Here is an 8,587-nt window from a genome sequence, read left to right on the forward strand (position 1 = left end):
CGCACCGTGCGCGCGGTGGCGACGGCGGCCGCCGCGGCGCAGCAGCAGGAGGGCGAGCTCGTCGGGACGCATCGAGACTCCACCACCCTGCCCCTCCCTGTCGACCGGGACCCTGTCGGACCTCGTCGCGCGCTTCTGCCGCCGTCACCCGCGCGTCGTCGTCCACCTCGGTCGCCTCGGCGAGGAGAGCCGCACGAGGTCCATCATCAGCAGCGGTCGCTGCGAGCTCGTGCTGACCCAGCTGCCCTTCGACGCCGCGCAGCCGCGCACCTCCGACCAGCAGGCCCTCGAGTCCGTGGAGCTCGGGCAGCAGGAGTACTGGATCGCGCTGCCGCCCGGGGCAGATGCTCCCCCTCACGACCCGATCGCGTGGGACGAGATCCCCGAGGACTCCTTCGTCGTCGTCCCCTCCGGCGACCGGCACGTCGCCGAGCTGGCTCGCCAGCTGGCGACCCACGGCGTGCGGCCGACCCCGGCCGTCATCGTGGGCAACCGCGAGGCGCGCATGTCCTTCATCCTCGCCGGGGTCGGGGGCGGCTTCATCGAGCGCAGCCTCACCGGCTCGCGCGCTCGCGCGGCGCCGTCGTGCGCGCGCTCGACCCACCCCTGCTGCGGGCCTTCGGTCTGGTCTTCGACCCGGGCCACCTCTCCCCCGCGGCATCGGCCTTCCTCGACCTGGCCCGGGAGATGGCTCAGCCCACCCCGGACCTGGCGACCTCGACGAAGGCGGCGGCAGCCGGCGAGAGCTGACCGCGCCGGTGGACGATCCCGGCGGTGCGGGTCACGTCGGGCTCGAGCCGGCGCAGCTCGGCGCGACGCAGGATGCGCTCGGCGAGACGAGCCGGCACGAGGGTCACCCCGGCACCGCGGCCGACGAGGTCCCACACGGTCGCACGCAGGGCGCAGCGGACGACGACCCGGTCGACCGCCCGGTCGAGCTCGGGGTCGTCGAGCACCGGCACCGACCGGTCGTCGACCTCGACGATCATCGGCAGCTCACGCACGCGCTCGAGAGGGAGGGGGTCGGGCAGGTCGGCGACGAGCTCGGGGACCCCTGCGAGGACGATCCGGTCGCTCCACAGCTGCTCCACGACGAGGCCGTCGACGGCGCGCGGCAGCGACGTCAGTGGCGTGACGCCGACCTCGGCCCTGCCCTCGCGCACGGACGCCACGACACCCACGGGGCCCCCCGGGTCCTCGACCGAGACGACGACCCCGGGGTGACGCGCGCGCAGCTGCGCGACGAGCTCGGCGACCGGGGTGATCGTCAGGCCCGCCACGGAGGCGACGGTGAGCCTGCCCCGCTCCAGTGCGCGGACCTCCGCGACGGTGCGGCGGGCGCCCTCGGCCTCGGCAAGCGCCGAGCGTGCGGGGCCGACGAGGTCGTGACCAGCACGGGTCAGGACCAGCCCTGCGCTGGTCCGGTCGAAGAGCGCGGTCCCGAGCTCGCGCTCGAGCACGCGCACGGCCTGCGAGAGGGAGGGCTGGGAGATGTAGAGGGCCTCCGCCGCCGGGGTCACCCCGCCGTGGTCGACGACGGCGACGAAGTACTCGAGCAGCCTGAGGTCCATGGCCGCAGCGTCCCATGCCCCCCACTGCGAGCGCACCGGGCGCGAGCATCCATGAGGTGGCACAGGTGGCGGCCGCCGGATCGGCAGCCCCGCTGCTGCGCCAGCCGCAGCAGCACCGGAGCCCTCTCCAGGACCGCTTGCCCCACCCAGCAGATCGACCGGTGGCGCGCAGACTCAGGCCTGTCGCTCCACCACCTCGAGCACGGCCTCGGCGGCGAGCCGGTGCCACCGCCCCGGGTGGTCCAGCAGCGCGTGCCCACCACTCATCGAGCGAAAGCGCGCATCGCCCCCGAGCTCGCGCAACCGATCGACGAAGTCGCGTGCACGCTCCGGGCTGCACACGGTGTCGGCCTCGCCGTGGATGACGCGGACGACCTTGTGCCGCAGGTGCTCGACGGTGTCGCGCTCACCCACCCAGGGGGCGAGGGCGACGCTGCCGATCACCTCGTCCTGGCCGCCGCCGTGCAGGGCCGCCCACCCTCCGCTGGAGTGTCCGAGGAGGACGACCGGCAGGCCGTGCTCGTCCGAGAGACGACGCACGATCTCGCGCGTCTGCACCAGCCCGGTGCCCGAGGACGCGATCCATCCGCCGTGACGGTTGTGCACGAGCACGGGAGCGACGCCGCCGCGCGAGACCCGCGTCAGCGCGGGGGCGAAGGGGAGCATCCGCAGGTAGGAGACGTCGCGGTGACGGCGGGGCTGCTCGGTCACCGAGCGGCCGCCGTGCAGGACGAGCGCGAGCGCCCGGGTGCGTGGGGTCACCCGCACCCGGCTCTGGCGGACCGCCGCCATGAGGTCGTCGAGATCGTGACGCGTGGTCATCCGGCAGGCCTCGACGGCGTCGAGCCGGGGGTCCCGAACCACGCATCCTCCACGGGCGAGATCACGGCCCGGTGGTGGCGGGCGTAGGCCGACCGCACCGAGGTGCGCTCCGTGAGACGCTTCTCCGACGCGAGCGACCCGGGGGCCGGCTCCTCGGGGGCGATGAGTGCCTCGATCGTGTCGTGGGCCTCGCTCGTCAGTCCGTCCATCCGCGTCATCACCTCTCGGTGGCAGTGTAGGCGGCGAGCACGCCGTCCGATCGACCCATGGCCGGAACCGCCTCGCGCCCTGCAGCCAGTGGCAAGACCTCACTTCGACCCGATGTGCCGGTACGTCTCGACGCGCACCCTGGGCTACTACGCCTACGAGGACGCGCGGCTGCTCTGCGCAGTGGCGGTGTCCCAGCGCAGCGCGTCGAGCACGGCGAGCTCGCGCTCGACGTCGCGGCGCTTGGTCTCGAGCCGGGTGACGGCCTCGTCCAGGAGCTGGCCCATGACCTCGATCCGCTCGTGCTCGGGTGCTTCGAGGCACGGGAGGAGCTCGACGATGGTGACGCTGCACAGGCCGGCGGCGAAGAGGTGCTGGATCATGATGACCCGCTCCACTCTGCTGGGGTCGAAGTCGCGCCGGCCGCCCGGGGTGCGCTCGGAGCGGATGAGGCCCTGCTCCTCGTAGTAGCGCAGGGAACGTGGACTGACTCCGGAGGAGGAGCTGCTCGAAGCGGTTGAGCACCTCGCCGGACTGGGCGTCGTACGACTTGAGGCGGTCCTGGACGTTGGGGTCGAGGTTGTCGAAGACCTTGGCTTTGGCGCTGGCCATCTCCTTCGAGATCTCGCCCTCGAACTGCTTTTCCAGCTGGTTGAACGCGACCTCGATGTCGCCCGCGGTCTTGCAGCGATTCAGGATGTCGCTGATCGTCTTCTCGAAGTCGAGGCCGTCCTCGATGGAGCCGAGCACCTCGTCGCTGGCACCGAAGACGCCCTTGAAGAGGTGGAACTTGTCCTCCAGCAGCTCGAGGATGCGTTGCTCGGCGAGGTTGCCCTTGTTGGAGAAGTTCACGACCACGACGTTGTGCTGCTGGCCGAAGCGGTGGGCGCGGCCGATGCGCTGCTCGACGCGCTGCGGGTTCCAGGGCAGGTCGTAGTTCACGACCATGGAGCAGAACTGCAGATTGATGCCCTCCGAAGCTGCCTCGGTGGCGATCATGATCGTGCCCTCTTCACGGAAGTAGTCCACGAGAGCCTTGCGGCGATCGGCGGCCAGGACGCCGGTGATGACTTCGCTTCCCTTGTTGCGTTCGAGCCACTTCTGATAGATCGCGGTGGCTGGGCGCAGCAGGTCGTTCATCCCCGCGGTGAGTGTCACGACGTCCGGGGCCATCGCCAGCGCGGGCTCGACCTGGGTCGCGAGCACCTCGTGGGCGCGCAGCCCACGCACGGCGAGGTTGGCGTAGTCGACCTCGCGTGGTGGGCGCCGAGCAGCTCGGCGAGCCGGTCGGTCCAGCCGCGCGGGGTGCCGTTGGGCCACGGCTCGTCGCCGATGCCCTCGGACAGGCTGTCGCCGATGGCGACGTAGCGCAGCGGTGGTGCGGTCATGTCATCAGACCGCGGCGGCGACGCGGGTGCCCTGGTCGATCGCTCGTTTGGCGTCGAGCTCGGCGGCGACGTCGGCACCACCGATGAGGTGCACGGTGACCCCCTTCGCCTGCAGCTCGTCGTGGAGGGTGCGGTTGGGCTCCTGCCCGGTGCACAGGACGATCGTGTCGACGTCGAGGACCTGCGGTGCCCCGTCCACGGTCACGTGCAGACCGTCGTCGTCGATCCGCTCGTAGGTGACGCCCGGGACCATGGTCACCCCGCGGGCCTTGAGCTCGGTGCGGTGGATCCAGCCCGTCGTCATGCCCAGGCCGGCACCGACCTTGGAGGTCTTGCGCTGCAGGAGGGTCACCTCGCGCACTGCCGACCGGTGCGAAGGGGAGGTCAGCCCACCCGGCGTGGTCTCGGCCTCGTCGATGCCCCAGGTCTGCTGGAAGGCCGCGATGTCGAGGCTCGCGTCGTCGCCGGGGTCGGTGACGAAGGCCGCGACGTCGAAGCCGATGCCGCCCGCGCCGAGGATCGCGACGCGCTCCCCCACCGGGGCGCCGCCGCGCAGCACGTCGAGGTAGCCGACGACCTTGTCGTGGTCGACGCCCGGCAGCTCGGGCACACGCGGGGTGACGCCGGTGGCGATCGCCACCTCGTCGTAGCCCTCGAGATCGTCGGCCTCGACACGGGCGCCGAGCTTGACGTCGACGCCGGTGTCGGTGAGCTTGTGCCGGAAGTAGCGCAGGGTCTCGTCGAACTCCTCCTTGCCGGGGACGCGCCGCGCGACGTCGAGCTGACCGCCGATGTCGTCGGCCGCGTCGAAGAGCGTGACGTGGTGGCCGCGCTCGGCGGCGGTCGTGGCGAAGGCCAGGCCGGCCGGCCCGGCACCGACGACGGCAATCCGCTTCGCCAGCCGGGTCGGGCCGATGATCAGCTCGGTCTCGTGGCAGGCGCGGGGGTTGACGAGGCAGGAGGTGATCTTGCCGGCGAAGGTGTGGTCGAGGCAGGCCTGGTTGCAGCCGATGCAGGTGTTGATCGTCTCGGGGGCACCGGCGGCGGCCTTGTTGACCAGCTCGGGGTCGGCGAGGAAGGGCCGGGCCATCGAGACCATGTCGGCGAAGCCGTCGGCGAGGAGCTGCTCGGCGACCTCGGGGGTGTTGATCCGGTTGGTCGCGACGAGCGGGACGGTGACGGCGCCCATGAGGTGCTTCGTCACGCCGGCCCATGCGGCGCGCGGGACCTGGGTGGCGATCGTGGGGACGCGGGCCTCGTGCCACCCGATGCCGGTGTTGATGATGTCGGCGCCGGCGGCCTCGACCTCTCGGGCGAGCCGGACGACCTCGTCGTGGGTGGAGCCGTCGGGCACGAGGTCGAGCATCGACAGGCGGTAGACGAGGACGAAGTCGTCGCCGACGGCGGCGCGCACGCGGCGGATGATCTCGAGCGGGAAGCGCATGCGGTTGGCGGAGGAGCCGCCCCAGCCATCGGTGCGCTGGTTGGTCCGCGTGACGATGAACTGGTTGATGAGGTAGCCCTCGGAGCCCATGATCTCAACGCCGTCATAGCCGGCCTGCTGGGCCAGGCGGGCGCAACGCGCGTAGTCCTCGATCGTGCGCTGGATGTCGTCCTCGGTCATCTCCCGCGGGACGAAGCGGCTGATCGGCGCCTGGATCGGTGACGGCGCGACCATCTGCGGGTGGTAGGCGTAGCGGCCCGTGTGCAGGATCTGCATCGCGATCTTGCCGCCCTCGGCGTGGACCGCGTCGGTGATGAGGCGGTGGTCGGCGACGTCGGTCTCGCTCGTCAGCGTCTTGCCCCCGGGCAGCGGGGCGCCCTCGTCGTTGGGCGCGATGCCGCCGGTGACGATGAGGCCGGCTCCCCCCTTCGCCCGCTCGGCGTAGAAGGCGGCCATCCGTTCGAAGCCGTCGGGCTGCTCCTCGAGGCCGACGTGCATCGAGCCCATGAGGACGCGGTTGCGCAGGGTGGTCCGCCCGACGGTGATCGGCTCGAGCAGGTGCGGGTACGAGTGAGGCATGGTCGACGACTCCAATGGTCAATTTGTTGTCTAGGTGGAGTCTGCCACGTCGACCGGTGGTCGCGGAAGGTGTCGCGGCTCAGCCGACGCCCTGGTCGACGAGGCGCCACCGCTCGTCGTCGCCGTTGCGCGCGAAGACGTAGCCCCAGGTCGTGCGACTCGTCGGGGAGAAGGACCCGTCGGACTGGAGCACCCGGAACTGCACCGGCACGTACTGGACCTGCTGCCAGCCCTTCAGCCTCGTGCCGGCCAGCCAGTAGTCCCGCGCCCTGCCGATGCTGTCGTCGGTGACGACGAGGTCCTGCTGGGTCAGCAGGTCGACGTAGGACGGCACGAAGTGATCCGCCCGGTCCTCCGACGCGATCGCCCGCATCGTGCCCAGGTCGCGGGCGTTGGCGGCGTCGATCCACGCGCGAGCCACCTCCTCGGGCGTCGCCTGCGCCGTCGGCACCGGCACCTGCTCCCGCGGCCCGACGAGCACATAGGCCCCTGCCCCCACCAGCACGACGGACATGACCACGGCCACCACGGCCCACTGCCAACGCGACATCGCGTCCCCCTTCGATCCCCTGGGGGCACAGTACTCCGGCGGGCCCGCGATGATTGGGACCTGACGGCCCGCCACGTGCACCTAACATAGGTGAAGAACACTTACCCTATGTAAAATCGTCCCATGGCTCGTGCAGGCGACACCTCGATCACCTGGGAGACCCTGCCGTGGGATCGCGATCCTCGGCAGGTCCTCTCCCGCAGCCAGCGCGCCCGGATCACGTCGAGGTACGAGGCCGCCATCCCGCGACGCATCGCGACGCTCGTTCCCACGATCACGGCAGACGCTGCTGCAGCTGCCGACGACGCGCGGGCCGAGATCTCACGCTTCGACGCCGAGCTGTCGACCCTGCTGCCGGGCGCCGAGCTGGCCCCGCTCGCCTCGGTCCTGCTGCGCACCGAGTCGGCCTCCTCCTCCCAGATCGAGGACGTCACTGCCGGGGCGCGGGCGCTCGCCATGGCGGAGCTCGACCTGGCCCGCCCCGGCAGCAATGCCCAGCTGGTCGCCGCCAATGTCGAGGCGATGCGGCGCGCCGTCGAGCTCGCCGAGGAGATCTCGCCCGCCTCGATCCTCGCCGTGCACGCGGCCCTCATGCACGGCACGCCGACTGCGGACCCGGGTGCCTTCCGCGACCAGCAGGTCTGGGTCGGCGGCTCGTCGGTCTCACCGCACGGGGCGAGCTTCGTCGCCCCGCACCACGACCGGGTCCCCGCGGCCATCGACGACCTGTGCGCCTTCATCGGGCGCACCGACGTGCCCCTCGTCGTGCAGTGCGCGATCGCGCACGCGCAGTTCGAGACGATCCATCCCTTCGTCGACGGCAACGGACGCGTGGGGCGAGCCCTCGTGCACGCCATGCTCCAGCACTCCGGCGCGACGACCCGCGCCACCGTCCCCGTCTCCGCCGGTCTCCTCGGCGACACCCGCAGCTACGTCGACGCCCTCACGGCCTATCGCGAGGGTGACGCAGCCCCGATCGTCACCCGGTTCGCCGACGCCGCCTTCGCCGCGATCGGCAATGGCCGGCAGCTCGCGCACGACCTCGTCGAGATCCACGAGACGTGGACGGCGAGGATCACCGCGCGGCGCACGGCCGCGATCTGGCGGGTGCTCACCCTGCTGCTGCGGCAGCCCGTCATCACCTCCGCGACGATCCAGACCGAGATCGGCCTCTCGCAGCCAGCAGCCGATGCCGTGATCGCCCGGCTGCGCGACCACGACATCGTCAGTCGTGCAAGCGGCAGGCAGCGCTACGTCGCGTGGGTCGCACCTGAGGTGACCAGCGCGCTGGACGCCTTCGGCGAGCGGGCTCGACGCGGCTGACGTCACCTGACGAAGGGGGCGACGCTGCGGTCATCCTCCCGAGGCCACCGCCAGCAGCGCCGAGGTCGCCGGGCTGAGGCGAGCGCCCTTGCGCCACACCGCTGTCAGCGGTCGCTCCAGGTCGAGGGTGGTCGGCACGACGACGAGCCCCCCGGCGTCCACCTCGGCGTCGACCGCCCGCTGCGAGACCACCGCCCGGCCCGAGACCGGCGCGGACCGCGCCGAGCAGCGCAGCGGTCGAGCCTGCCTGCAGGGCCAGGTCGGCCGCTGCCCGAGCGCCCGCTCGAAGGTGCTGCGCGTCCCGCTACCCTCCTCGCGCAGCACCCACTCGGCAGCGCCGAGTGCTGGTGCGCTCAGCGGCGAACGGCGTCGCGCCCAGGGGTGGTCGGGTGGCACGACGACGACGAGTCGGTCGGCGCCGACGACGCGGTGCTCGAGGCCAGGGGTCGTCATCGTCGTCTCGACGAAGCCGATGTCCACGAGCCGGCTACGGACCATGTCGGCGACCCGGTCGCTGTTGACGACGTGCAGCTGGGGGTGGACCTCGAGGCGGTCGCGCAGCTCACCGAGCCAGCGCGGCAGGATGTGCTCGGCGATCGTCAGGCTGGCCGCGACGCTCACCTCGCCCCGCCGGGCTCCCCGCAGCGAGGCCAGGCCCGAGCGCATCGTGTCGGCCTCGCGCAGCACCTGCCGCGCCCAGGCA

8 protein-coding genes and 3 pseudogenes are annotated in these 8,587 nt (G+C 72.0%); 2 read left to right on the forward strand and 9 right to left on the reverse strand.

The features are described from left to right. Positions 1–112: 112 nt before the first annotated feature. A pseudogene (locus tag AC2W7J_RS12575) lies at positions 113–499 on the forward strand (LysR family transcriptional regulator substrate-binding protein); the annotation flags it as partial. A 193-nt stretch (positions 500–692) separates the two neighbouring features. Here AC2W7J_RS12575 and AC2W7J_RS12580 read toward each other — a convergent pair. From AC2W7J_RS12580 to AC2W7J_RS12615, 8 genes and pseudogenes are all read right to left on the reverse strand, one after another. Continuing rightward, positions 693–1,571 (reverse strand): LysR family transcriptional regulator, encoded by an 879-nt coding sequence (locus AC2W7J_RS12580; protein ID WP_485982771.1) that lies wholly within the window; start codon positions 1,569–1,571, stop codon positions 693–695. Positions 1,572–1,745: 174 nt separating this feature from the next. Further along, a complete protein-coding gene (locus AC2W7J_RS12585) occupies positions 1,746–2,393 on the reverse strand; it encodes an alpha/beta hydrolase (protein WP_485982779.1) in 648 nt (215 codons plus the stop codon). Continuing rightward, positions 2,390–2,602: a hypothetical protein gene (locus AC2W7J_RS12590; protein WP_485982781.1), complete on the reverse strand. Its 213-nt coding sequence runs from the start codon at positions 2,600–2,602 to the stop codon at positions 2,390–2,392. The genes AC2W7J_RS12585 and AC2W7J_RS12590 overlap by 4 nt, the downstream gene beginning before the upstream one ends. Positions 2,603–2,755: 153 nt before the next feature. Further along, positions 2,756–2,983: a MerR family transcriptional regulator gene (locus AC2W7J_RS12595; protein ID WP_485982783.1), complete on the reverse strand. Its 228-nt coding sequence runs from the start codon at positions 2,981–2,983 to the stop codon at positions 2,756–2,758. Positions 2,984–2,998: 15 nt separating this feature from the next. Further along, positions 2,999–3,076 (reverse strand): annotated as a pseudogene (locus tag AC2W7J_RS12600) (MerR family DNA-binding transcriptional regulator); the annotation flags it as partial. 19 nt (positions 3,077–3,095) lie between these two features. After that, positions 3,096–3,920, reverse strand: a pseudogene (locus AC2W7J_RS12605) (helicase-related protein); the annotation flags it as partial. A 72-nt stretch (positions 3,921–3,992) separates the two neighbouring features. Further along, positions 3,993–6,011: an oxidoreductase gene (locus AC2W7J_RS12610; RefSeq protein ID WP_485982773.1), complete on the reverse strand. Its 2,019-nt coding sequence runs from the start codon at positions 6,009–6,011 to the stop codon at positions 3,993–3,995. 79 nt (positions 6,012–6,090) lie between these two features. After that, positions 6,091–6,561 (reverse strand): hypothetical protein, encoded by a 471-nt coding sequence (locus AC2W7J_RS12615; protein ID WP_427802430.1) that lies wholly within the window; start codon positions 6,559–6,561, stop codon positions 6,091–6,093. 123 nt (positions 6,562–6,684) lie between these two features. Here AC2W7J_RS12615 and AC2W7J_RS12620 point away from each other — a divergent pair, with 123 nt between their 5' ends. After that, positions 6,685–7,884, forward strand: coding sequence for a Fic family protein (locus AC2W7J_RS12620; RefSeq protein ID WP_485982775.1), 1,200 nt, complete (start codon positions 6,685–6,687; stop codon positions 7,882–7,884). A 30-nt stretch (positions 7,885–7,914) separates the two neighbouring features. On the opposite strand, the gene AC2W7J_RS12625 is transcribed toward AC2W7J_RS12620, so the two are convergent. Next, on the reverse strand, positions 7,915–8,587 hold a 673-nt coding region (locus AC2W7J_RS12625), incomplete at its 5' end, for a LysR substrate-binding domain-containing protein (protein WP_485982777.1).

The organism is Janibacter sp. CFPM2_SD2, from assembly GCF_057364645.1.

What these genes read in the sequence shown, in the direction of transcription:
- AC2W7J_RS12615 (WP_427802430.1), bottom strand. Translation starts at nt 6,561, where the DNA reads ATGTCGCGTTGGCAGTGGGCCGTGGTGGCCGTGGTCATGTCCGTCGTG.
- AC2W7J_RS12610 (WP_485982773.1), bottom strand. Translation starts at nt 6,011, where the DNA reads ATGCCTCACTCGTACCCGCACCTGCTCGAGCCGATCACCGTCGGGCGG.
- AC2W7J_RS12590 (WP_485982781.1), bottom strand. Translation starts at nt 2,602, where the DNA reads ATGGACGGACTGACGAGCGAGGCCCACGACACGATCGAGGCACTCATC.
- AC2W7J_RS12595 (WP_485982783.1), bottom strand. Translation starts at nt 2,983, where the DNA reads ATGATCCAGCACCTCTTCGCCGCCGGCCTGTGCAGCGTCACCATCGTC.
- AC2W7J_RS12580 (WP_485982771.1), bottom strand. Translation starts at nt 1,571, where the DNA reads ATGGACCTCAGGCTGCTCGAGTACTTCGTCGCCGTCGTCGACCACGGC.
- AC2W7J_RS12585 (WP_485982779.1), bottom strand. Translation starts at nt 2,393, where the DNA reads ATGACCACGCGTCACGATCTCGACGACCTCATGGCGGCGGTCCGCCAG.
- AC2W7J_RS12620 (WP_485982775.1), top strand. Translation starts at nt 6,685, where the DNA reads ATGGCTCGTGCAGGCGACACCTCGATCACCTGGGAGACCCTGCCGTGG.